Origin of the sequence: Stenotrophomonas maltophilia, assembly GCF_002799155.1 — a bacterium.
Taxonomy (GTDB): Bacteria; Pseudomonadota; Gammaproteobacteria; order Xanthomonadales; family Xanthomonadaceae; genus Stenotrophomonas; species Stenotrophomonas maltophilia_R.
Map to the genome: position 1 here is coordinate 1,460,045 of NZ_NERD01000002.1, position 23,898 is coordinate 1,483,942.

General features: G+C 67.0%; 19 protein-coding genes. 11 read left to right on the forward strand and 8 right to left on the reverse strand.

What is annotated here, in order from left to right; translation table 11 throughout:
* Window positions 1–615 precede the first annotated feature (615 nt).
* The 6 genes from B9Y82_RS07420 (at window position 616) to B9Y82_RS07445 (ending at window position 10,523) form a co-directional block, all read left to right on the forward strand.
* Window positions 616–3,081, forward strand: a complete 2,466-nt coding sequence (locus B9Y82_RS07420; RefSeq protein ID WP_100472130.1) for a GH92 family glycosyl hydrolase — start codon at window positions 616–618, stop codon at window positions 3,079–3,081.
* A gap of 96 nt (window positions 3,082–3,177) precedes the next feature.
* Window positions 3,178–4,227 (forward strand): LacI family DNA-binding transcriptional regulator, encoded by a 1,050-nt coding sequence (locus tag B9Y82_RS07425; RefSeq protein ID WP_057499695.1) that lies wholly within the window; start codon window positions 3,178–3,180, stop codon window positions 4,225–4,227.
* 60 nt (window positions 4,228–4,287) lie between these two features.
* Complete coding sequence (gene fucP / locus B9Y82_RS07430; RefSeq protein WP_100472131.1) at window positions 4,288–5,601, forward strand: L-fucose:H+ symporter permease; 1,314 nt, start codon at window positions 4,288–4,290, stop codon at window positions 5,599–5,601.
* A 7-nt stretch (window positions 5,602–5,608) separates the two neighbouring features.
* Window positions 5,609–6,604, forward strand: coding sequence for a carbohydrate kinase family protein (locus tag B9Y82_RS07435; RefSeq protein ID WP_100472132.1), 996 nt, complete (start codon window positions 5,609–5,611; stop codon window positions 6,602–6,604).
* Complete coding sequence (locus B9Y82_RS07440; protein WP_100472133.1) at window positions 6,601–7,827, forward strand: AGE family epimerase/isomerase; 1,227 nt, start codon at window positions 6,601–6,603, stop codon at window positions 7,825–7,827. The genes B9Y82_RS07435 and B9Y82_RS07440 overlap by 4 nt, the downstream gene beginning before the upstream one ends.
* A 77-nt stretch (window positions 7,828–7,904) precedes the next feature.
* Entirely contained in the window at window positions 7,905–10,523 is a 2,619-nt protein-coding gene (locus tag B9Y82_RS07445; protein WP_100472134.1) for a beta-mannosidase, read from the forward strand.
* Between the two features lie 86 nt (window positions 10,524–10,609).
* On the opposite strand, the gene mtnC is transcribed toward B9Y82_RS07445, so the two are convergent.
* The 3 genes from mtnC to B9Y82_RS07460 all read right to left on the reverse strand — a co-directional run bounded on the left by mtnC (window position 10,610) and on the right by B9Y82_RS07460 (window position 12,594).
* Window positions 10,610–11,305, reverse strand: a complete 696-nt coding sequence (gene mtnC, locus B9Y82_RS07450) for an acireductone synthase (RefSeq protein ID WP_100472135.1) — start codon at window positions 11,303–11,305, stop codon at window positions 10,610–10,612.
* A 3-nt stretch (window positions 11,306–11,308) separates the two neighbouring features.
* The gene (locus B9Y82_RS07455) at window positions 11,309–11,866 is read right to left on the reverse strand and encodes a 1,2-dihydroxy-3-keto-5-methylthiopentene dioxygenase (RefSeq protein ID WP_053511800.1); all 558 of its coding nucleotides are present in this window, start codon (window positions 11,864–11,866) and stop codon (window positions 11,309–11,311) included.
* An 86-nt stretch (window positions 11,867–11,952) separates the two neighbouring features.
* Complete coding sequence (locus B9Y82_RS07460) at window positions 11,953–12,594, reverse strand: methylthioribulose 1-phosphate dehydratase (protein WP_100475191.1); 642 nt, start codon at window positions 12,592–12,594, stop codon at window positions 11,953–11,955.
* Between the two features lie 251 nt (window positions 12,595–12,845).
* Between B9Y82_RS07460 and B9Y82_RS07465 the strand changes: the two genes are divergently transcribed.
* The gene (locus B9Y82_RS07465) at window positions 12,846–13,220 is read left to right on the forward strand and encodes a hypothetical protein (RefSeq protein ID WP_049444927.1); all 375 of its coding nucleotides are present in this window, start codon (window positions 12,846–12,848) and stop codon (window positions 13,218–13,220) included.
* A gap of 65 nt (window positions 13,221–13,285) precedes the next feature.
* Here B9Y82_RS07465 and B9Y82_RS07470 read toward each other — a convergent pair whose 3' ends face one another.
* The gene (locus B9Y82_RS07470) at window positions 13,286–14,713 is read right to left on the reverse strand and encodes an amino acid permease (protein WP_100472136.1); all 1,428 of its coding nucleotides are present in this window, start codon (window positions 14,711–14,713) and stop codon (window positions 13,286–13,288) included.
* Window positions 14,714–14,795: 82 nt separating this feature from the next.
* Window positions 14,796–16,271, reverse strand: coding sequence for an amino acid permease (locus tag B9Y82_RS07475; protein ID WP_100472137.1), 1,476 nt, complete (start codon window positions 16,269–16,271; stop codon window positions 14,796–14,798).
* A 178-nt stretch (window positions 16,272–16,449) separates the two neighbouring features.
* Here B9Y82_RS07475 and B9Y82_RS07480 point away from each other — a divergent pair, with 178 nt between their 5' ends.
* Window positions 16,450–17,019, forward strand: a complete 570-nt coding sequence (locus tag B9Y82_RS07480; protein ID WP_428993171.1) for an NUDIX hydrolase — start codon at window positions 16,450–16,452, stop codon at window positions 17,017–17,019.
* Between the two features lie 78 nt (window positions 17,020–17,097).
* Here B9Y82_RS07480 and serA read toward each other — a convergent pair whose 3' ends face one another.
* The gene (serA, locus tag B9Y82_RS07485; protein WP_014037034.1) at window positions 17,098–18,339 is read right to left on the reverse strand and encodes a phosphoglycerate dehydrogenase; all 1,242 of its coding nucleotides are present in this window, start codon (window positions 18,337–18,339) and stop codon (window positions 17,098–17,100) included.
* 169 nt (window positions 18,340–18,508) lie between these two features.
* Between serA and B9Y82_RS07490 the strand changes: the two genes are divergently transcribed.
* The 3 genes from B9Y82_RS07490 (at window position 18,509) to B9Y82_RS07500 (ending at window position 22,096) form a co-directional block, all read left to right on the forward strand.
* A complete protein-coding gene (locus B9Y82_RS07490) occupies window positions 18,509–19,897 on the forward strand; it encodes an FAD-binding oxidoreductase (protein WP_100472139.1) in 1,389 nt (462 codons plus the stop codon).
* A gap of 62 nt (window positions 19,898–19,959) precedes the next feature.
* Entirely contained in the window at window positions 19,960–20,259 is a 300-nt protein-coding gene (locus B9Y82_RS07495) for a DUF2388 domain-containing protein (protein WP_100472140.1), read from the forward strand.
* A gap of 40 nt (window positions 20,260–20,299) precedes the next feature.
* Window positions 20,300–22,096: a DUF4105 domain-containing protein gene (locus B9Y82_RS07500; RefSeq protein WP_100472141.1), complete on the forward strand. Its 1,797-nt coding sequence runs from the start codon at window positions 20,300–20,302 to the stop codon at window positions 22,094–22,096.
* On the opposite strand, the gene B9Y82_RS07505 is transcribed toward B9Y82_RS07500, so the two are convergent.
* Complete coding sequence (locus B9Y82_RS07505; protein WP_100472142.1) at window positions 22,074–23,150, reverse strand: ATP-binding protein; 1,077 nt, start codon at window positions 23,148–23,150, stop codon at window positions 22,074–22,076. The genes B9Y82_RS07500 and B9Y82_RS07505 overlap by 23 nt on opposite strands.
* Window positions 23,150–23,866, reverse strand: coding sequence for a response regulator (locus B9Y82_RS07510; protein ID WP_202908119.1), 717 nt, complete (start codon window positions 23,864–23,866; stop codon window positions 23,150–23,152). The genes B9Y82_RS07505 and B9Y82_RS07510 overlap by 1 nt, the downstream gene beginning before the upstream one ends.
* Window positions 23,867–23,898: the final 32 nt, after the last annotated feature.

Genomic DNA, 23,898 nt, shown 5'->3' on the forward strand with positions numbered 1-23,898 from the left:
CGCCGTAAACCCGTCCATGGGGGCTCGATGGCGCCATCCATGGCGCCAACGGTCCTGCCAGCCCACACCGCCCCACCCCCGACATTTTCCTGGTGACGGTTGGATGGGGCCTGGAATCACGTGGGGTCGTGGGTCCAGATCCGTTTTCCGTTGGAAAACGGATCTGACCCCGATTGATTTCGTTTTCTGACAGAGATTCATCCACGCATGGCGTGGATCTACAGATCGCGGAAATGTGTCGAAGGCGGGATGGGTCCGGTTGCGGGGGTGTCCGCGGCATGGATGCCGCGGCCAAGCCCCCAGGGACGGGTTTACGGCGTCCCCCGCAACCGGACCCATCCCGCCTACCCACGGATAGTCAGCTGTTGCTCAGGCTGTTGCCTTGGCTTGCAGCAGGTGCAGGGCGCAGCCCTGCCGAACACCCCCTCTGATGCTGCGCCGCAGAATGCATTCGGCTGAACCTGCATGCTCTACTTGAATCGATCTAAATTCACGGTCTCGTGGGTCGGGCGTCATTCCAGGGGGAGCTGTCTGCCAGTCGAGGCGGGGCTCAGCGGAACGGTGCCGGATGGCCCCGGCCGCCTGCCTTCGTGTCATCGACTACAGGAACCCGACATGCGTCCAGTGCCGTCCGCTCCCGCCGTCCCATTGTCTTCGCGCCCGCTGGCGCGCCTGGCCTGCCTGCTCGCACTGTCGGCGTCGCCGATGCTGCTGCAGGCCGCGCCGGCTGCGCTGGAGCGCGAGGTCAACACCTTCATCGGCAGCAAGGACGACGGCAATACGTTCCCGGGCGCGTCGGCACCGTTCGGCCTGATCCAGGTCAGCCCGATCGGCAGCCACTATTCGGGCTGGCGCTATGACGACGAGAAGATCCGCGGTTTTGGCCACTCCTTCATCTCCGGCGCCGGCTGCTGGGAGCAGGGCGGCCAGGTGTCGGTGCTGCCGGTCACGGGCTCGATCGGTCCGGGCGGCGATTTCGATACCAGCAACGCCAAGCAGTTCGATCACAAGGCCTACGCGGCGTCCTATACCCACGACGGTGAGGTCGGCCAGGCCGGCTACTACAAAGTGCGCCTGACCAGCTACGGCGGCATTGATGCCGAGGCCACCGCGCGCACCCGGGCCGCCGCTGAACGCTACACCTTCAGCCAGCGCAGTGGCGATGGCCACGTGCTGGTCAATGTCGGCCAGGCCAACGAGCGCCATTCGGTGATCGGCAGCGTGGTCGATGTGGTGGGCGACCGGGTGGTCGAAGGCAAGCTGGTCACCAAGAGTTTCTGTGGTGGCCATCAGTACACCACCTGGTTCCGCATCGAGTTCGACCGTCCGTTCAAGGCGCATGGCACCTGGGGCGAGGGCGGTGGCCTGCCGGGCGCGCGCCACAGCATGGAAGGCGAACAGAAGCCGAACGGTGCCTGGCTCAGCTTCGACCTGGCCAACGGCCAGTCGGTGACGGCGGTCAGCGCGATCTCGCACGTGGATGCCGAAGGCGCGCGCACCAACCTGCGCGCGGAAGGCATGCAGGGCGGGGCGCTGCTCGGTTTCGACCGCATGCGTGCGCTGTCGCAGCAGTCCTGGCGCGAGCAGCTGGGCCGGGTGCGTGTGCAGGGCGGTACGTCTGATGACCGCACCGTGTTCTACAGCGCGGCCTACCACGCGCTGCTGCAGCCGATGACCGGCAACGATGCCGACGGCCGCTATCGCGGCTATGACGATGGCATCCACCGCGCCGATGGCTGGACCTATTACGAGTACTTCTCGCTGTGGGATACCTACCGTGCGCAGAACCAGTGGTTGGCACTGACCCGCCCGGATGTGGCGCGCGATATTGGCCGTACCCTGCTGGCGATCGACGAGCAGGGCGGCTGGTTGCCGCGCTGGGGCTATGCCAACTTCGAGACCAACATCATGACCGGCGATCCGGTCACGCCGTTCATGGTCGACCTGTGGCGCTTCGGTGCGCTCAAGGGCCGTGAATCGCAGGCATGGGATGCGCTGCGCCGCAATGCCTTCGGCACGCCGCCGCTGAACTCGCGGATGGCGGGCCGTTCCGGCAACCCGACCTACCTGGACAAGGGCTATGTGGTCTACGACCGCGCGTTCCCGTCCAAGGGCATGGACGTTGATCCGCATCATGGCGGTTCGGCCACGCTGGAATACGCGCTGGCCGACTGCGCGCTCTCGCAGATGGCCGACGGCCTGGGCCATGCGCAGGATGCGGCGACGCTGCGTGAGCGCGGCCGCAACTGGCGCAAGGTGTGGGACCCGCAGGTGCGCGACGCCGAGACCGGCTTCACCGGCTTCCCGCGCCCGCGTACCGAGGATGGCCAGTGGTACACGCCGGCCGATGGCCACTACAGCCCACGTTCGCACCATGGCTTCCATGAGGGCACGGCGTGGCAGTACCAGTGGCTGGCGCAGCAGGACGTGCCGGGCCTGGTCGAAGCGATGGACGGCCGCGAGCAGGCCGGCCGCCGCCTGGATGCGTTCTTCGCGATGGATGCGCTGCAGGCCGACCCGCTCAATGCCGCCCGAAAGGCGTGGGTGGTCGGGCCGTACAGCTACTACAACCAGTTCCGCTACAACCCGAACAACGAACCGGACCTGCACTCGCCGTGGCTGTACACGCTGATCGGCCAGCCGTGGAAGACCGCAGCGGTGGTGCGTGCCGCGCAGCAGTTGTTCACCAATGCGCCCAACGGCGTGACCGGCAACGACGACCTCGGCACAATGTCGGCCTGGTACCTGTTCAGCGCTATCGGCGTGTACCCGGCGGTGCCCGGCAGCGGCCAGTTCCTGCTGCACACGCCGCGCTTCAGCAAGGTGGAAGTGGACCTGGGCAATGGCCGCACGCTGCGCATCGACGCGCCGGGTGCCGATGGCCGACGCCTGCAGTACGTGCAGGGCGTGAAGGTCGATGGCCAGGCGCATGCGCCGGTGTGGCTGGACTGGAGCCAGCTGCAGCAGGGTCCGCGCCTGCAGTTCGCGCTCGACGCGAAGGCGCCGGAGCAGGGCTGGGGCACGGCGGTGAAGGACCTGCCGGTGTCCTGGTGCGCGGCACCGGGCAGCCAGCTGCGCTGAGCCGGACTGTGCCGTTCGCGGTGACCCAGCGAACGGCACGGCACGACACGGCCCTGATCCATTAGGCTTGAGCCTCCAGCGGAGTCCGGGAAGACGATGAACGACAACGGCAGCAGTCCCAGCAAGCGCGCCGGCAAGGCGGTGACGGTGACCGACATCGCGCGTGCGATCGGTGTGTCACGGGCCACCGTGTCGCTGGTGCTGCGCGGCAGCCCGCTGGTCAACGTCGATACCCGTGCCAAGGTCGAGGCCGAGCTGCGTCGCCAGCGCTATGTCTACAACCGCGCGGCGGCCAACCTGCGCCGGCGGACCTCGTCGAGCATCGCGCTGGTGATCAACGATCTGTCCAACCCGTTCTTCGCCGAATTCGCGTCCGGCGTGGACGAGGCGCTGGGCGGACGCGGTTACGTGACCCTGCTCGGCAGCACCGGCGAATCGCCGGAGCGTCAGCAGGCGGTGCTGTCCACGTTGATGGAGCACACGCCGGCCGGCCTGATCCTGTCGCCGGCCGAGGGCAGCGACACCACGCTGCTGCGGCAGGCGCTGGGCGCCAATGCCAACGTGCTGCTGTTCAACCGCGAACTGGAAGGGGCCGACTGGGACTTCCTCACCCTGGACAACCAGCACGGTGCCTATCTGGCCACCCGCCACCTGATCGAGCGCGGCCATCGCCAGATCGCCTTCTTCGGCGGCCACGCTGCATCGAGCTCGTGCCACCAGCGCCGTGCCGGTTTCCAGCAGGCGCTGGCCGAGGCCGGCCTGTCGCTGCCACCGGGCTGGATGATCGAGTCGGCACCGAACCGCCTGGAAGCCGCGGCGCGCACCGATGAGCTGTTTGCCGACGGCCATCGCCCCAGTGCGGCGGTCTGCTACAACGACACCGTCGCGCTGGGCCTGATGCTGGGCTTGAACTCGCGCGGCATCCGCCCGGGCGGCGACTTCGCGGTTACCGGTTTCGACGATATTTCCGAGGCTGCGGTGGCGGTGCCGCCGTTGACCACGCTCACTGCCGATCCGCGCGAGCGGGGCCGGCAAGCTGCCGCGTTGTTGCTGCAACGACTGGACGAGCCGGATGCGCCGCCACGGCGCACGGTCGCGCCGGTGCAGTTGCGCATCCGCGAAAGCAGTGCCGCACGACCGAACTGATTGCTTCCATATTCCCCTTCCACGCAACAACGACCTTCCGCGCATCGAGGCGCGTACCGCATGCCGATCTCCGCAACGCCCCGTCCATCGGGTTCTTCGGGCAACGCACCTGCCGTCACCAATGGCAAGGCGCTGGCTGTCGTCACCACGATCTTCTTCATGTGGGGCTTCCTGACCTGCCTCAATGACATCCTGATCCCGCACCTGAAGGCGGTGTTCGAACTGAACTACGCCAAGGCGATGCTGGTGCAGTTCACCTTCTTCGGCACCTATTTCCTGATGTCGCTGCCGGCGGGTCGCCTGGTGGCGGCGCTGGGCTACAAGAAGGGCATCGTGGCCGGCCTGGTGATTGCCGGCATCGGCGCGCTGGGCTTCTGGCCGGCGGCCGAGCTGCGCGTGTATGGCGCCTTCCTCGGCGCATTGTTCGTGCTGGCCACGGGCATTACCGTGCTGCAGGTCGCTGCGAACCCCTACGTCGCACTGCTGGGCCCGGAGCAGACCAGCTCCAGCCGCCTGACCCTGGCGCAGGCGCTGAACTCGCTGGGCACGGCCATCGCGCCGATTTTCGGTGGCATGCTGATCCTGTCCAACACGGTCAAGAGTGCCGATGACATCGCGGCGCTGCCGGCCGCCGAGCAGCTGGCCTACCGTGCCGCCGAGGCGCAGGCCGTGCAGGGCCCGTACGTGGGCCTGGCGGTGGCGCTGGTGCTGCTGGCGCTGTTCGTGTTCCTGTTCCGCCTGCCGGCGCTGAGTGATGCCACCGAGCAGGCCGACCAGGGCCACCACCACAGCTACCTGGATGCGCTGCGCAAGCGCCACCTGCTGCTGGGCGTGCTGGGCATCTTCTTCTACGTTGGCGCCGAAGTGTCGATCGGCAGCTTCCTGGTCAACTACCTGTCGATGCCGAACATCGGCGGCTTCAGTGAGCAGCAGGCCACGCATTACGTGTCGGCCTACTGGACGATGGCGATGATCGGACGCTTCGCCGGTTCGGCACTGCTGGCGCGCTTCTCGCCCAGCCGTCTGCTGGCGATCTTCGCGCTGGTCAACGTGGGCCTGCTGGTCACGACCATGCTGAGCTCCGGCAACGTCGCGCTGTATTCGGTGGTGGCGATCGGCCTGTTCAACTCGATCATGTTCCCGACCATCTTCGCGCTGAGCATCGAGCGCCTCGGCCCGCTGACCAACAAGGGTTCCAGCCTGCTGATCATGGCCATCGTCGGCGGTGCCGTGGTGCCGTACCTGCAGGGCGTGCTGGCCGACCACATCGGTGTGCAGGCCAGCTTCCTCCTGCCGTTGCTGTGCTACGGCTACATCATTTTCTACGGACTGGTCGGCGCGCGTACGCCGGCCTCCGCAACGCAGGGAGGCTGAGTCCGGAATGGGTGCCATTGTCTGCTTCGGCGAAATTTTGATCGATCTACTAGCGCAGCCGCCGGCCTCGGCCGATACGCCGCGCGCGTTCCTGCAGTACGCCGGCGGTGCGCCGGCCAACGTCGCTGTCGCCGCCGCGCGGCTGGGTGCGAAGACCCAGTTCGTCGGCATGCTGGGCCGTGACATGTTCGGTGACTTCCTGGCCGACAGCCTGGTCGAACATGGCGTCGGCACGGATTACATCGTGCGCACCGATGCGGCGAAGACTGCGCTGGCGTTCGTTGCCCTGGACGCCAGTGGCGAGCGCAGCTTCAGTTTCTACCGCCCGCCGGCGGCTGACCTGCTGTTCCGCGACAGTGATTTCCAGGCGGAGTGCCTCGACAGCGCGCAGTGCTTCCACGTCTGCTCCAACAGCCTGACCGAGCCGGCCATCGCCGAGGCGACCTTCGCCGGCATGGACCGTGCCCGTGCGGCCGGTGCGGTGGTCAGCCTCGATCTGAATCTGCGCCCTGCACTGTGGCCCGCCGACGTCGATCCGACGCCGCGCCTGTGGCAGGCGCTGGAACGCGCCGACCTGGTCAAGCTGTCGCGCGAGGAACTGGACTACCTGGCCGCGCCGCTGGGCGCCGATGGCGAGGCGGCGGTGCTGCGGCGCCTGCTGGCTGCGCAGGCGCGCTGGGTGATCGTCACCGACGGCGCTGCGACGCTGCACTGGTACACCCGCGACAACCACGGCACGGTCACCAGCTTCCGCGTGGCCACGGTCGACACAACGGCCGCCGGTGATGCCTTCGTCGGTGGCGTGCTGGTCGGCCTGCTGGAGCGGGGTGGGGCGGGTGCTGGTTTCGCCGCGTTCTGCCAGGACCCGGAGGCGATCACCGCCACGCTGCGCTTCGGTGCGGCGGTCGGTGCGCTGGCTGTTACCCGCAAGGGCGCGTTCGCCGCGATGCCCTCGCTCGATGAAGTGCAGCAGCTGCTGCACGCCCAGGACATTACCGCATGAGCACCTCGCCCGATTTCCGTTCGCCCGCGTTCCTGCGCGCGCATATCGCCGACACGATGGCGTTCTACCACCCGCGCTGCATCGATCCGAACGGCGGCTTTTTCCATTATTTCCGTGACGACGGCAGCATCTACGATGCCAACCACCGCCACCTGGTGAGCAGCACCCGTTTCGTCTTCAACTATGCGATGGCCTACCGCGAGTTCGGCAATGCCGAATACCGCGAGGCCGTCGAGCACGGCGTGCGCTACCTGCGCGAGGTGCACCGCAACCCGGTCACCGGTGGCTACGCCTGGACCCTGCGCGACGGCAAGGTCGAGGACGACATGAACCACTGCTACGGCGTGGCCTTCGTGCTGCTGGCCTACAGCTGCGCGCTGAAGGCCGGCGTCGAGCAGGCCCGCGAGTGGATGGACGAGACCTGGCAGCTGCTGGAAGCGCGCTTCTGGGAGCCGCAGCACGGCCTGTACAAGGATGAAGCCGATGGCCAGTGGAACTTCACCGGCTACCGTGGTCAGAACGCCAACATGCACATGTGCGAGGCAATGCTGGCGGCCTTCGAGGCCAGTGGCGAGCAACGCTATGTCGATCGCGCGCTGCAGCTGGCCGACAACATGACCCGGCGCCAGGCCGCCAAGGCCGGTGGCCTGGTCTGGGAACATTACGATGTGAACTGGGAAATCGACTGGGACTACAACCTGGACGATCCCAAGCACCTGTTCCGCCCGTGGGGCTTCCAGCCCGGCCATCAGACCGAGTGGGCCAAACTGTTGCTGATCCTGGATCGCCACGTGCAGGCCGACTGGCTGGTGCCGACCGCGCAGCACCTGTTCGATGTGGCCGTGGCGCGCAGCTGGGACGACGCCCGGGGCGGCCTGTACTACGGCTTCGCACCGGAATCGCGTCGGCAGCCCGGCATGGACGGCGCCCCGATCGGCGGCGACAGCTTCGTCTGCGACGACGACAAGTACTTCTGGGTGCAGGCCGAAACGCTGGCGACCGCCGCACTGATGGCCCAGCGCACCGGGGACGACCGCTACTGGCAGTGGTACGAGCGCATCTGGGCGTATTCGTGGGAGCACTTCGTCGACCACCAGTACGGCGCCTGGTTCCGCATCCTCGATGCCGACAACCGCAAGTACAGCGACGAGAAGAGCCCGGCCGGCAAGGTGGATTACCACACCATGGGCGCGTGCTACGAAGTGTTGAACGTGGTGCGTTGAGGCGGGTGTCGCCACACGCATGATGAATCGGAATCGGTAGCGCCGGGCCGCGCCCGGCGGAAAAACAGGAGTATCACGTGCATCGCCTTTCCCTCGTTGTCCGTCTGCTCCTGCTGCTGGTCGCAGCCTCCGCCATCCCGGCAACTGCGGCTCCACTGCAGGCACAGTGGCAGTTCCGCATGCTGCCGGGTGATGCGCAGGGCGCTGCGCATCCGGGTCTTCAGCAATGGCGTGCGGCGAAGGTGCCGGGCAGCGTACACACCGACTTGTTGGCCCATGGGCTGATCCGCGACCCGTACGTCGGTGCGCCCGAGGCCGAGCTGCAGTGGATCGGCCTGACCGCCTGGGAGTACCGCGCCCGCTTCGACGTGGATGCGGCGACGCTGGCCAAGCCCAATGCCGAGCTGCGCTTCGATGGGCTGGACACCTATGCCGAAGTCAGCCTCAACGGCAAGCCGCTGCTGCGCGCGGACAACGCGCACCGTACCTGGCGTGCGCGCGTGGAAGGGCGTCTGCGGGCGCATGGCAATGAACTGCAGATCGTGTTCCGCTCGCCGATCCGAACGCTGCTGCCAGGCGTGCAGGCAATGCCGCACAAGATCGCTGGCAATTACCCGTCGCCGTATGGCGATGAGCCGAAGGACGCGATGGTGGGCAACTTCGCGCGCAAGCCGGCCTACCACTTCGGCTGGGACTGGGGCCCGCGCTATGTCACCGCCGGGGTCTGGCGCGGGGTCGACCTGCAGGCCTGGGACGCGCACCGCCTGACCGATCTTGCCGTGCGAACCGATGCATTGAGTGCGGAGCAGGCGAAACTGGCGGTGCTGCTGCAGGTGGAGCAGGGAGCTGCTGCGGGTTCGGCCTTGGTGAATGTGGATGTGCGTGATCCGGATGGCCGCAACGTGGCCCAGGTGCAACGCACGGTGTTGCTGAAGCCCGGCCAGAACGCGGTTGAGCTGCCGGTTGAGCTGGCCACGCCGCGGCGCTGGTGGCCGGTGGGCCATGGTGCGCAGGATCGCTATACCGTGCGGGCTCGACTGGATGATGGCGCCGACGCAGCGCTGGCGCGCGAGCAGCGCATTGGCCTGCGCACGGTCGAACTGCGCCGCGAGGAAGACCGCAAGGGCGGGCAGGGCTTTGCCTTCGTCATCAACGGCGTGGAGATCTTCGCCAAGGGCGCCAACGTCATTCCGTTCGATGCCTTCCCCGCACGCGTCGATGCCGCACGCCTGCGTCAGGTGCTGACCGCCGCGCGCGACGCCAACATGAACATGCTGCGCAACTGGGGCGGCGGCTACTACGAGGACGATGCGTTCTTTGACATCGCCGATGAGCTGGGCCTGCTGGTCTGGCAGGACTTCATGTTCGGCGGCGGCATGCAGCCAGGCTACGATCCGGCCTTCCGGGCCAGCGTGGTGGCCGAAGCACGCGACAACGTGCGCCGGCTGCGCCATCACCCCAGCATCGTGCTGTGGTGTGGCAACAACGAGGAAGAAACCGCCTGGAAGGACTGGGGCCACGGCCGCGACCTGAAGGCGGCCGACCCTGCATTCGCGGCGAAGGTCTGGCAGGGCTATGTCGACCTGTTCGGCAACGACCTGCGCCAGGTGGTGGGTGAGGAGGGGCTGGGCGTGCCGTACTGGTCCAGCTCTCCCAGCAACGACCTGGATGAAAAGGCCAACGATTCAACGCGTGGCGACAAGCACTACTGGCAGGTCTGGGGCAATCCGGCGCTGCCGGTGCAGGCCTACCTGCGCGAAACCCCGCGTTTCATGTCCGAGTACGGCCTGCAGGCGTGGCCGTCTGTGGCGACGGTGGACCAGATCGCCACCCGTGCCGAACAGCGCATCGACAGCCCGGTGATCCGCGCGCACCAGAAATTCATGGCCGGCGAGGGCAACAGCCGCCTGCTGCACTACATCGAACTGGGCTACGGCACGCCGAAGGACTTCGAGGACTTCATCTACCTGAGCCAGGTGATGCAGGCCGATGGCATCGCACTGGCGGCGTTGCATCATCGCGCCTCTCGGCCGTACACGATGGGTTCGCTGTACTGGCAGCTCAACGATGTCTGGCCGGGCGCCTCTTGGTCCAGCGTGGACTACTTCGGCCGCTGGAAGGCGCTGCACTTCGCCGCGCGGCGCTTCTTTGCGCCAGTGACGGTGGCCGCGCTGCGCGACGAGGGCCGTACGCGGGTGCGCCTGCTCAACGACGGTGCCGCACTGGATGCACGCTGGCGGCTGCGGGTGATGGACGTGGAAGGGAAGGTGCTGCGCCGTCGCGAGGAAGCGGTGACGCTGGCGGCGGCGGGTGTCACCTCGATCGGTGATTTCCGCGATGCCGAATTGTTGGCCGGTGCCGATCCCAAGCGTACGGTGGCCGTGTTCGAACTTCTGCAGGATGGCAGGGTGAGTGCACGCCAGGTGGTCGGGTTCGTCGAGGCGAAAGACCAGCAGCTGCCGAGGCAGGCGTTGAGGAGCACGCTGTCCATCGAAGGCGACCACTACCGTCTGCGCCTGGAAAGCGCGGCGTATGTGCGCGCGACGTGGATCGATTTCGGCGCGCTGGATGTGCAGGTCGGAGACAACCTGCTGGACCTGCTGCCGGGCGAAACCCGCGATATCGAAGTGCGCGGCCCGGTGGATCTGGTTACCCTGCGCGAAGCGCTGAAGGTAAAGACCCTCAACGACCGTTGAGCAAAAAAGGGGACGGAGGGGATTAAGTCGTTTGCGGCCCATGTGTGCCACAAACGACTTAATCCCCTCCGTCCCCTTTTTCTTGCTTACAGCTGGATCTGCTGGAAATTCTCGACCCGCTCGTGGCCGTTGGCGGCATGGCCGGCACGCGGCATCGGGTAGTCGTCCAAGCGATCGATCAGCCGGGTCTGCAGCCCGGCTTCGCGGGCCGCATCCAGCTCCTCGACCACATCGGACAGGAACAGGATCTCGCCGGCCGGTACGCCGATCGCCTGCACGATGCGACGGTAGCTGTCCGCCTCACGCTTGCCACCGATCTCGGTATCGAACCAGCCCGACACCAGCGGGCTCAGGTCTCCGGCGTCGCTGAAGCCGAAGAACAGCTTCTGTGCCGGTACCGAGCCGGAGGAGTACACGTACAGCGGCAGGCCGGAAGCGTGCCAGCCCTTCAGCACCGGCGCCACTTCCGGATAGAAGTGCGCGGTGTAGTCGCCGCGGCGGTAACCTTCGTCCCAGATCAGCCCCTGCAGCGCCTTCAGTGCGGTGTGCTTGCGGTCCTGGTCGATCCAGCCCTGCAGCGTCTCGGCCACCAGGCTGTCCTGGCAGGCGCCACCGATCTCGGTGGCCACCGCATCCAGCCAGCGGCGGACCTCCGGCTGCTGGCCTTGCTCGGCGACGAACGCGGGCAACGCCTTGCGCGCATAAGGGAACAGCACGTTCTTGACGAACGAGATGCTGCTGGTGGTGCCTTCGATGTCGGTCAGGATGACGCGGGGCTGCATGGATCAGGACGCCTGGGTAGGTACGTAACGGGGGAACTTCTGCGCAATGTCGGTGCCGGTGAAGTGACCGACCCAGCCATCCGGCTCGGTGAAGAAGCGGATTGCCACGAAGCTCGGCTCGTCGCCCATGTCGAACCAGTGAGTGGTGCCATCGGGCACGGCGATCAGGTCGTCCTTCACGCACTCGATCTCATAGACCTTGTCACCCACATGCAGGGTGAACAGGCCGGAGCCTGCGACGAAGAAGCGCACCTCGTCTTCCTTGTGGAAGTGCTCGTCGAGGAACTTCTTGCGCAGCTCGGCGCGGTTCGGGTTGTCCGGGGCGATCGAGGCCACGTCCACGCTCTTGAAGCCGCGCTCGGCAACCAGGCGGTCGATATCGGCGCGGTAGGCGGCGAACACTTCATCCTGGCTGGCGCCCGGTGCGACCGGTGCGGTGGCCTGCCAGCGCTCGAAGGTGACGCCGATCTTCTGCAGCTCGGCGGCAATGATCGCGCCGTCCTGGGTGTCCAGCAGCGGCGATTCGGGGCGGGTGTCGTCGTAGATGCGCAGTCGGCTCATGGCGGCAGCTTGAACGTCTCGGGGGAAGACAGGGTAGCAGGGTGGAGGCAGGGCGCAGATTCCGGATCGGCATCTGCGTTGCGGGTTCAGCCGCGGAGCTTGCGCAGTTCCAGTTCGCAATGCAGCAGGAACTCGAACGCTTCCAGGTGGCGGCGCGCCTCGGCCATGTCGCGGCCCCAGGCGTACAGGCCATGGCCGTCGATCAGGTAGCCCCACAGGTTCTGCCGGTCGAGCAGGTCATCGACCTGCTTGGAAAGCACGTTCATGTCCTGGGTGTTGGCGAACACCGGCACGTCGATGGCCATCTCGTGGGTGCTGTTGCCGGCGAAGGCCTTCAGCAGTTCATAGCCTTCCAGGCGGATGTGGCCCTGCGGCGCGTACAGGCGCGAGGCGACGGTCTGCACCGGCGAATGGGTATGCAGCACGCAGCCGATCTCCGGGAAGCGGCGATACAGCTGGGTGTGCAGCAGTGTCTCGGCGGACGGGCGCAGCGGGCGGCCGACGGCCAAGCCGTCGAAGTCCACGACCATGATGTCGTCCTCGATCAGGTGGCCCTTGTCCTTGCCGGAGACGGTGATCGCGGCGTGGCGGTCGTCCAGGCGGTGGGAGAAGTTGCTGCTGGTGGCCGGGGTCCAGCCGGCGTGGGCCAGTTCGCGGACGTTGTCGATCAGCAGCTGGGCCAGTTCGCTCAGGCGCGCGGTGTCGTAGGGGAAGGTGGGGGTGTCCATGGTCGCCATTTTACGTGATCCGGCCCATGGCTGGGCCTGCGGCGTGGTGCCGGGCTGCTGCGCTGGAAACGCGATGCGGTGTGTCGGCAGCCGGTGGACTGCGTTTGGATCGTGGCAGGCACAGCGCAGGCTGAATGGGGGAGTCCGTGCTCGCGCTGGAACCGGTTCCTGTCGTGGACAGCCCTTGTGCGGCGACACACCATCGGGTTGCCGCAGGAGTTCCGGCGAGCACCAAGGAAAGGAGTACTTCGATGATCACGCGCGCGATGGGGATGATGGGGGTGATCGGTGCCATGCTGGCCAGCAGCGGCTGTGCGATGGAATGGGTGAAGATGGATGCCAGTGCGCGGCCGTTCGGTCCCGCCCACTCCAGTTGCATGGCGCGGGCCGGCGATCACTGGCCGGTGAGGAATGAGGTGGCAACGCGCACTGTCTACGAGGACCGCAAGGTGCCCTGCAGGCTCGATGAAGTCTGCACGATCGACGGCAAGTACAACCTCGTGCCGATGCCGAAAGAGGAGAGTTACATCGTGGACGTCAATGCGTCCGACCGCAGCAGCGAGTTCAGGGCCTGCATGGCCGGTGCCGGCTGGCAACAGGAACTCATCTGGTTCAATCGCCGCTAGGCGAGGCGCGCAGCCTGCGCCAGCGGGCGGCAGGGCAGGGCCACCAGGGCCCTGCCACGCTTGTTTTACTTCGTGCGCAGGCGGCTGTGCCTGAACCCGTAGCAGAAATAGATCACGAAGCCGACGAACGTCCACACACCCATCAGCATCCAGTTGTGCAGCGTCATCGCCGACAGCAGCGCCAGGCAGCTCAGCACGCCCAGGCCGCAGATCAGCCACGCCATCGGCATGCGGAACGGACGCGGCAGGTCCGGCTGGGTGCGGCGCAGGATCAGCACGCCCGCGCACACCGCCGCGAACGCGATCAGCGTGCCCATCGAGGTCAGCTCGCCCAGGATGTCCAGCGGGAACAGCGCCGCCAGCAGCGCGATGCCGATGCCGGTGATCACGGTGTTGATGTGCGGGGTGCGGTACTTCGGGTGGATCCTGGTGAACACCGGCGGCAGCAGGCCGTCGCGCCCCATGATCATGAAGATGCGCGGCTGGCCGATGATCATCACCAGCACCACCGAAGACAAGCCGACCAGCGCGCCGACCTCGACCACCCAGCGCAGCCAGTCCAGCTGCGGATGCGCCGCCACGGCAGTCACCACCGGCTCGTCGGTGCCCAGCAGCTGGAACGGCACCAGGCCGGTCATCACTGCAGCCATTGCGATATACAGCACGGTGCAGATCACCAGCGACAGCATCATGCCGATCGGCATGTCACGCTGCGGGTTCTTCGATTCCTGCGCGGCCACCGACACCGCCTCGAAGCCGATGTAGGCGAAGAACACCATCGCCGCGCCACGCAGCACGCCTTCCATGCCGTACTTGCCCGGGCCCTCATTGGCCGGGATGAACGGGGTCCAGTTGCTGGTGTCCACGTATTTCCAGCCGACCACGATGACCAGTACGATCAGGCCGGTCTTCAGCACGACCATCGCCATGTTCATGGCAGAGGATTTGCTGATGCCGACGTAGCACAGCCAGGTCAGCAGCAGTACCAGCGCAGCGGCCGGCAGGTTGGCGATCGCACCGGTCGGGCGCAGCTGCGCGTCGAGTGGCGCGCTGACCAGCGTCGCCGGTAGATGGATGTCGAACTGGCTGAGCAGGCTGAGGAAATAGCCGGTCCAGCTGACCGCCACGGCGGATGCGGAGACGCCGTATTCCAGCACCAGCATCCAGCCGATGAACCAGGCCGAGAGCTCGCCGAAGGTGGCATAGGTATAGGTGTAGGCGCTGCCGGAGACCGGCACCATCGAGGCGAACTCGGCGTAGGCCAGCGCGCAGAAGGCGCAGCAGACCGCCGCCAGCACGAACGACAGCATGATGGCCGGGCCGGCGTGGTTGGCGGCGGCCTGGCCGGTGATGACGAAAATGCCGCCGCCGATCACCGCGCCGATGCCGAGGGCGGTCAGCCCCCAGGGGCCGAGGTGGCGGCGCAGGCTCAGGCCGTTGGCGTCTTCATGGGCGGCATGCGGGTGCTTGGTGGCCCACAGTTGCTTGAACATGTGTGGTGGTCTTGTCGAAGCGCGCCGCTATGGGCGCGCGGGGAAAACGGACGGGCCGGCGCGAGGCCGGCCCGTAGGCGGATCAGGGCGACTTGGCCAGCTTGCTGTTGCGGATGCCGTAGCCCAGGTAGATCAGCAGGCCGAGCAGCGTCCAGCCGACGAACAGGTGCCAGTGCACCACGAATGCCTGCCAGAACAGGAACAGGCAGGTGGCCGCGCCCAGTGGGCAGATGATCCAGACCATCGGCACGCGGAACGGGCGATGCAGGCCAGGCTTGGAATAGCGCAGCACCAGCACGCCGATGCAGACCGTGGCGAAGGCCAGCAGGGTGCCCATCGAGACCAGTTCGCCCAGCACGTTCAGCGGCACCAGGCCGGCCAGCGCGGCGGCGATCACGCCGACAACGATCGTGGCGACATACGGGGTGCGGAAGCGGGCGTGGACCTTGCCAAAGAACTTCGGCAGCAGGCCGTCGCGGGAAATGGTGTAGGCGATGCGGGTCTGGCCCATCATCATCACCAGCACCACCGAGGACAGGCCGGCGATGGCACCAATCTCCACGAACGTCTTCAGCCAGGACAGGGTCGGGTAGGGCTCCAGCGCAGTGGCCACCGGCTTGTCGGTGCCCAGCAGGTGGTACGGCATCATGCCGGTCAGCACGGCACAGACGATGATGTAGACGAGGGTGCACACAGCCAGCGAGCCGAGCAGGCCGATCGGCATGTTGCGCTGTGGGTCCTTGGTCTCGCCGGCGGCGGTGGAGACCGCATCGAAGCCGATGTAGGCGAAGAACACGATGGTGGCCGCGCGGAACACGCCGCTCCAGCCGAACTCACCCGGCACGCCGGTGTTGTCCGGGATGAACGGCTGCCAGTTGGTCGGGTCGATGTGGGCCGCGCCGATACCGATGAACAGGCAGATGACGGTGACCTTGATCGCCACGATGATCGCGTTGACGAACGCCGACTGGGTCACGCCCACGTACAGCAGGCCCGATACCGCCGCCACGATCAGTACCGCCGGCAGGTTGAACAGCTTGCCCGAGGCGGTGAACTCGCTGCCGGTCCAGGCGATGGGAGCGGCACTGAGCGCATCCGGGAACGGCATGTGCAGGGTGGTGGTGATGAAGCTGATCAGATAGGCCGACCAGCCCACGGCGACCGAGGCCGAGGCGAACAGGTACTCCAGCACCAGGCACCAGCCGATGAACCAGGCCATGCCCTCGCCGAGGGTGGCGTAGGAGTAGGAATAGGCACTGCCTGAAACCGGCATCATCGCCGCGAACTCGGCATAGCACAGGCCCGCGAGGGCGCAGGCGAAGCCGGCGATCACGAACGACAGCATGACGGCCGGTCCGGCATGGTTGGCCGCGGCCTGGCCGGTCAGCACGAAGATGCCTGCGCCGATCACCGCACCCACGCCAAGCAGGATGAGGTGTTTAGCCGTGAGGGTCCGTTTCAACGTGGCTTCGCCGTCCAGGCTGCCTTCGATGGGTTCGCCAGCATCGACGTGCCCGGCCGGTTCAACCGGCTTGACCCTCAACAGAGCTTTCAGCATGCAGTACTTCCTAGTGATCGGATTGGGTGGGCCGCCGATACGTTGCCGGCAACCCTGGAATGGTGAAGGCCGCGCGAACGGCCCGCTGTACCTTAGCCAAAGCTGAAGCCAACGCACAAGCGCAATCGCAACAATGAACGGCGATAATGAGCAGTATTTTTCCAGACCGCCCCCATTCATGCGCCAGACCGCCGAAACCCTTGCCGTGCTTGATGATCGCCTGCGTGGCCTGCTGCGGGACTATGCCCGCCGCGAACCTGCCCACGACGCACTGGCTGCCGAATTCGGCACATTGTTGGATGCTCCGGAAGATCCGTTCCGCCGCGAACGACTGGCCGGCCACTTCACCGCCAGCTGCTGGCTGGTCAGCGCCGATGGCCAGCGCCTGCTGCTGACCCATCACCGCAAGCTGCAGCGCTGGCTGCAGCTGGGCGGCCACGCCGACGGCGACCGGGACCTGGCCCAGGTGGCGCTGAAGGAGGCCGAAGAAGAATCGGGGCTGAGCGGCCTGGTGTTGGAAGATCCGGCCATCTTCGATCTGGACAAGCACTGGATTCCGGAGCGCAAGGACGTGCCGGGGCACTGGCACTACGACGTGCGTTTCGTGATCCGCGCGCTGGGCGGCGAGGACTTCGTGCTGAGCGAGGAGTCACTCGACCTGGCCTGGCGGCCGGTGACCGAGGTCGCGGCCGATCCGGAATCTGACGAATCCATGCAGCGCATGGCCCGTCGCTGGCTGGCACGTTGAGGGAAAAGGGGACGGAGGGGATTAAGTCGTTTATGCCGCATGTGCCGCAAACGACTTAATCCCCTCCGTCCCCTTTTTTCAGTACAGGATGCGCGTGCGCAGCGTGCCCGGAATTGCGGCCAGCTCGTCGCGCACCGCAGCAGCCTGTTCCTCGCTCGCGGTGATGTCGATCACCACGTAGCCCACCTTCGGGTCGGTGCGCAGGAACTGACCGTCGATGTTGACGTTGTGGCGCGAGAAGATCTCGTTGACCTTGGACAGCACGCCCGGCACGTTCTGGTGGATGTGCAGCAGGCGCAGGCTGTCGGCATGCTCGGGCAGGGTCACTTCCGGGAAGTTGACCGCCGACAGGGTGCTGCCGTTGTCGCTGTAGCGCACCAGCTTGGCCGCCACTTCCACGCCGATGTTGTCCTGCGCTTCCAGCGTGCTGCCGCCGACGTGCGGGGTCAGGATCACGTTGTCGTGGCGGGTCAGTGGCGATTCGAAGATATCGCCGTTGCCCTTCGGCTCGACCGGGAACACGTCCAGCGCGGCGCCACCGACGTGGCCGCTGGCCAGGGCCGCGTCCAGTGCATCGATGTCGACCACGGTGCCGCGCGCGGCATTGATCAGGTGCGCGCCCTTGCGCATCTTCGCCAGCTCGGTGCTGCCGATCATCCACTGCGTGGACGGGGTTTCCGGCACGTGCAGGGTGACGATGTCGGCGCGCGCCAGCAGGTCGTCCAGGCTGGCCGCTGCACGGGCATTGCCGAGTGCCAGCTTGGTTTCCACGTCGTGGAAGATCACCTGCATGCCCAGCGATTCGGCCAGCACGCCGACCTGGGTGCCGATGTGGCCGTAACCTATGATGCCCAGCGTCTTGCCGCGCACTTCATGGCTGCCGCTGGCCGACTTGGACCAGCCGCCGCGATGGCATTCGGCGTTTTTCTGCGGGATGCCACGGGTCAGCATGATCGCCTCGGCGATCACCAGTTCGGCCACGCTGCGGGTGTTGGAGTAGGGCGCGTTGAACACCGGAATGCCGGCCAGTTCGGCCGCGTCCAGGTCGACCTGGTTGGTGCCGATGCAGAAGCAGCCCACCGCAATCAGGCGCTTGGCCTCGGCCAGCACTTCGGCACTGAGCTGGGTGCGCGAGCGGATGCCGACGATGTGCGCCTCGGCGATGCGCGCCTTCAGTTCGTCCTCGGGCAGCGCCTTGGTGTGCGCTTCGATCTGGCTGTAGCCAGCGGCGCTGAACACCTCCACGGCGGTCTGGCTGACCCCCTCCAGCAACAGCACGCGGATATCCTGCTTCGGGAACGAGGTCTTCTTCGGCGACATGGGGCAGCACGGCCAGTGGGACAGGGGCTGACCACTATGCCAGATCATGCCGCCCATGGTGCAGTGCGCAATTGGTTGCATCCGTAGCTAACTGCACGGCTGCGGGACTGGACGCTGGCGCGCGCCACTGGCACGCTTGCCCGTTCTTCACGCACCGCGCTGGACCGTCATGACCGATTCCCGCATTGCCTCGCTGCAGCAGGCCTGTCCCGGCCTGAAGCTGAAGACCGAGCCGGCCGACCTGGAGCATTACGGGCGCGACTGGACCCGGCGCTGGATGCCGGCGCCACTGGCGATCGCACTGCCGGCCACGGTCGAAGAAGTGCAGGCGGTGATGCGCTGGAGCACGGAAGAGGGCGTGGCCGTGGTGCCGTCCGGTGGCCGCACCGGCCTTTCGGGTGGCGCAGTGGCCGCCAACGGCGAGCTGGTGCTCAGCCTGGAACGGATGAACAAGGCGCTGGCCTACGACGCGGTCGATCGCACCCTGGTGGTGCAGGCCGGCATGCCGCTGGAAGCCGTGCACAACGCCGCGCTGGAGCACGGCCTGATCTACCCCGTGGATTTCGCCGCGCGCGGGTCCTGCACGATCGGCGGCAACATCGCCACCAATGCCGGCGGCATCCGTGTGATCCGCTACGGCAACACCCGCGAGTGGATCGCGGGATTGAAGGTGGTCACTGCCGACGGCCAGCTGCTGGAACTCAACAAGGGCCTGATCAAGAACTCCAGCGGCTATGACTTCCGCCAGCTGCTGATCGGTTCGGAAGGCACGCTGGGCGTGATCGTCGAGGCGACGGTGAAGCTGACCGATCCGCCGCCGGCCAGCAATGTGATGCTGCTGGCCGTGCCCAGCTTTGAAGTTCTGATGCAGGTGTTCGCCGCGTTCCGCGCGCGCCTGCAGTTGCAGGCCTTCGAGTTCTTCACCGACCGGGCGCTGGAGCACGTGCTGGCGCATGGCGCGCAGGCGCCGTTCGACGAAGTCCATCCGTACTACGTGGTCACCGAGTTCGCGGCCAACGACGAGGCGCAGGAAGCTGCGGCGATGGCGGCCTTCGAGGACTGCATGGGCAACGGCTGGGTCAGCGACGGCGTGATCAGCGCCAGCGATGCCCAGGCGGCCCAGCTGTGGCGCCTGCGCGAAGGCATCACCGAGTCGCTGGCACGCTACAAGCCCTACAAGAACGACGTCTCGGTGCGGATCTCGGCGATGCCGGCGTTCCTGGCCGAGGCGCAGGCGTTGATCGGGCAGGCCTACCCGCACTTCGACGTGGTCTGGTTCGGCCATATCGGCGACGGCAACCTGCACATCAACGTGCTCAAGCCCGATGAAACCAGCGATGCCGATTTCGTGGCGCAGTGCGAGCACGTGACCAAGCTGCTGGCGCAGGTGCTGGTGCGCTGCGATGGCAGCATCTCGGCCGAGCATGGCATCGGCCTGGTCAAGAAAGGCTACCTGGACAGCACCCGCGGCCCGGCCGAGATCGACCTGATGAAGGCGGTCAAACGCGCGTTCGATCCCCAAGCGCGGCTGAATCCCGGCAAGCTGTTCGACGTCTGAACCGGGCAAATCCTTCACGTACCCGTTACGCTCCACGCACCTTCACAACCGGCTTCGAACCGATGACCCGTCCGCTCCTGCTGCTTGCCCTGCTGTCCCTGCCGCTGGCCGGCTTCGCTTCCAGTTTTGCTGGCACCTCGGCCGGCTCGGCCACCGGTGCGTCCTCCGGTTCCTCGGGCAGCAGCTCGGGTGATGACAAGGTGGTGCTGGCTGCGCGCGACGATGCCGCCGCATTCGTCGCCAGCGACGGCCAGATCCGGGGTGCGCGCCTGCAGGCGGCGCTGGTCCACCTGCGCGAACAGAGCGTCGCCGCGCAGCAGCAGAGCGACCTGGAACTGGCCCGCGCGCTGCTGGCCCGTTGATCCCGCCTCCGGGTAGTGCCGGCCGCTGGCCGGCAACGCCATGACATCTGCACCCAACGCAGCCAGGCATGGCCTGGCCCTACTGCTGGTGGCTCCGGCCGTACACGCCAGCGGAGACCTGCGCCTGGATCCAGCAGGGCTGAGCCCTGCACAGCAACAGCTCGCCAGCCAGACCCTGGCCGACGTGCAGTCATTGCTGCCGGAGGGCCTGCTGCGTGCCTTGCCGGCCCAGGTGCAGGTGCACTGGAGTGATGAGCTTCCCGCCGCGGTGCATGGCCGCGCTTTTGCTGGCCGCATCACGTTGCGCCGCAACCTGCTGGATGACGGCATGCCCGGCAGCCGCCGCGCGCGCCGCAGCGCGCTGGTGCATGAACTGACCCACGTCGCCGACCGTGGCGGTGCGAACTGGTCGCGCAGTGCGCGCTGGCGCGATCTGGCCGGATGGCAGCGCAAGCCATGGCATCTCGGTCGCGGCGACAATGACTTCCATGACCGCAGCCCGGATGTCTATGAGCTGACGAACCCCGCCGAGTACCTGGCAGTGAACGCCGAGCATTTCGTGCTCGACGGCGAGTTCGCCTGCCGGCGCCCCGCATTGGCGCAGTGGTACCAGGCCCATTTCGGAACACCGCCGTCGCTGCCACAGCCGCAGTGCTCAACGACGCTGCCCTTGCTGCAGGCCGAATCGGAGGAGGGCGCTGCATCGCTGCTGCAGCTCGACCCGGCGCGCGTCTACGCGGTGGACTACCTGTTCGCCGAAGGCAGTGCGCAGCCGATGAGCCGCTGGGGCCACAGCATGCTGCGGCTGGTGGTCTGCCGGCCGGGCCGCGCGCTTGGGCCGGACTGCCGCCTGGACCTGGAATATCACCGCGTGCTGTCGTTCCGCGCGTTCGTTGGTGACGTTCAGATTTCCAACTGGCGGGGGCTCACCGGTGGCTATCCGTCGCGGCTGTTCGTGCTGCCACTGCAGCAGGTGGTGGACGAGTACACCAAGGTCGAGCTGCGCGGGCTGCAGTCGCTGCCGTTGCAGCTGGAGCGCAGCGAAATTGCCAGCCTGCTCGAGCGCACCGCACAGGTGCATTGGAGCTATGACGGGCGCTACTACTTTGTCAGCAACAACTGCGCGGTGGAAACGGCCAAGCTGCTGCAGGCCGGGGTGCCGCGCCTGGGCCAGGGCGGATTGGCCCAGTTGAGTCCGCGCGGGCTGAAGCGTCGGCTGTCCCGACTGCATGTGCTCGACGAGCAGGTGCTGGCTGACCGCGATTCAGCACAGGCGCAGGGCTATTACTTCGCCTCGGCGCGCGACCACTACCAGCAGTTGTTCGGCGTGGCCGCGGCCCAGCTGGCGTTGCCTGCGCGCGATGTGCGCGGCTGGTTGGCGCTGCCTGCGCAGCGACGGGCACCGTGGCTGCTGAAGGGCGACCTGCGTGCCAGCGCCGGCCTGCTGCTGCTGGAACAGGCCGCGCAGCGGCGCGCCGAACTGCGTGCGCGCGATGTGCTCAAGCGGCAGCTGCTGGGCGCACCGGACAGTACTGAGACCCGCAGCCTGCGAGGACTGCTGGAGCAGAGCGGGCAATGGCTGCGCCCTGGAACGCTGCTGCAGGAGGGCGGCTACGGGTTGCCGCTGGGTGACGAGCAGGCGCTGTTGTCCCGGGCCGTGGCCACTGGCAGTGCGCGGGCGGTCCCGGCGTGGCAGGCGCTGCGCGTGCAGCTGCGCCTACAGCTGCCGAACCGGCAGCGCGAGGAAATGGATGCGATCGACGCCAATCTGGATGCACTCGGTGCACACCTGCGCGAGCAGGCCGCAGCACCGCCTACTGGCGCGGCAGCTCGATGACAAAGCGGCTGCCGCCCGCGCTGCCCGGCATGCAGTAGACGCGGCCACCGTGCGCGTCGGCGATGGCCTTGACCACCGCCAGACCGAGCCCGCTGCCGCCGCCCTGGCGCGAACGCGAACCGTCGGCACGCATGAACGGGGTGAAGATATCCGCGTGCAGTTGCGGGTCGATGCCCGGGCCCTCGTCTTCGATCGATACCTGCACGTGGCCGGGCGTGTCATGCACCGCAATCCGCACCTTTCCCGGACAGGCATAGCGCCGCGCGTTCTCCAGCAGCGCCAGCAACGCCTGGCGCAACCGCGTGGGATCACAGTGCGCGTTGTGTTCCTCGCGGCTGGTTTCCAGTTCCAGCACGAAGCCTGCAGCGCGGAACTGCGGATCGACCAGGGTCATCACCGAATGCACCTCGGCGACCACGTCGGTGCGCGCGCGGCGCACGTCCAGCCGCGCATTGTCGGACAGGCTCAGCACGCGCAGATCCTCGATCAGTCGTGACAGCCCTTCGACCTGGGCAAGGAGGCTGCGGAACTGCGACTCGTCCGGCTGGAATACACCCTCGGCCAGCCCCTGCAGGCGCCCGCGCAGGATCGTCACCGGCGTGCGCAGCTCATGGGCGATGGCCGCGTGCCACATCGCGCGCTCGCTCTCCATGTGCTGCAGGCGGCGCGCCATCGCATTGAAGTCCTCGACCAGGGTCGCCACTTCGCCCGGCGAATTTTCCTCGACGCTGGCGCGTGCGCCCAGGTCGCCGCCAGCGAGCGCGCGCACGCTGTCCACCAGTGAATTCAATGGTGAGAGGATGCGGTGGGCCAGGCGGAACGAAGCGGCGATGGCCAGCGCCAGCCCGGTCAGGATCACGCCCACCATCCATGCCAGTTCCGGCCCGGTCGGCAGCCAGCTCTCCGGCTCCTCGGCACTGCCGGGGAAGAACTCGATCAACACGGCGTACAGCAGCCACGACGACAGGATCATCATCACGATGACGCCGATCACCATCAGCGACATCGAAACGATGATGTGGCGGCTCAGCCCGGAACGGCGCAGGGGGCGCATCAGCGGTCGGCCATCAACCGGTAGCCGACGCCACGCACGCTGGCCGGGACGTTGACCATGCCCACTTCGTCCAGCTTGCGGCGCAGCTTGCTGACGTGGCTGTCGACGGTGCGTTCCAGCGCTTCGCTTTCCGGCAGGCATTCGTGCATCAGTTCGCTGCGGCTGAAGATGCGCGTCGGGGCCAGCGCCATGCAGTGCAGCAGCTTGAACTCAGTGAAGGTGAGCAGCACTTCGTGGCTGTAGCCTTCGCCCTCCACGTGCACGGCATGGGTGGCCGAGTCGATCAGCAGCGGGCCGACGCGCAGCGCGGTGGGCGCGTCCACGCGCGAGGCGCGCAGCGTACGCCGCAGCACGGCGCGTACGCGCGCAGCCACCTCGGCCGGGTTGAACGGCTTGACTACGTAGTCATCAGCGCCCATGCGCAACGCGGTCAGCTTGTCCAGGTCCTGGTCCAGTGCGGTCAGCATGATCACCGGCGTCTCGCCGCGCTGGCGCAGCTGGGTCAACACGCTCCAGCCGTCCACGCGTGGCAGCTGCACATCGAGCAGGACCAGGTCGGGGCGGGCGCTGCGATGGAGGTCCAGTGCGCTGTGGCCATCGGCGGCGCGCAGCGTGCGCAGCCCTTCGCGTTCCAGGTAGGCGGTGAGAATGTCGGCGATCTCGGCCTCATCCTCGACGATCAGGACGAGGGCGGCGAGTGCAGGGGAGGCATGCATGCTGGGGCGGGGCCGAAAGGTGCTTGCCTCCA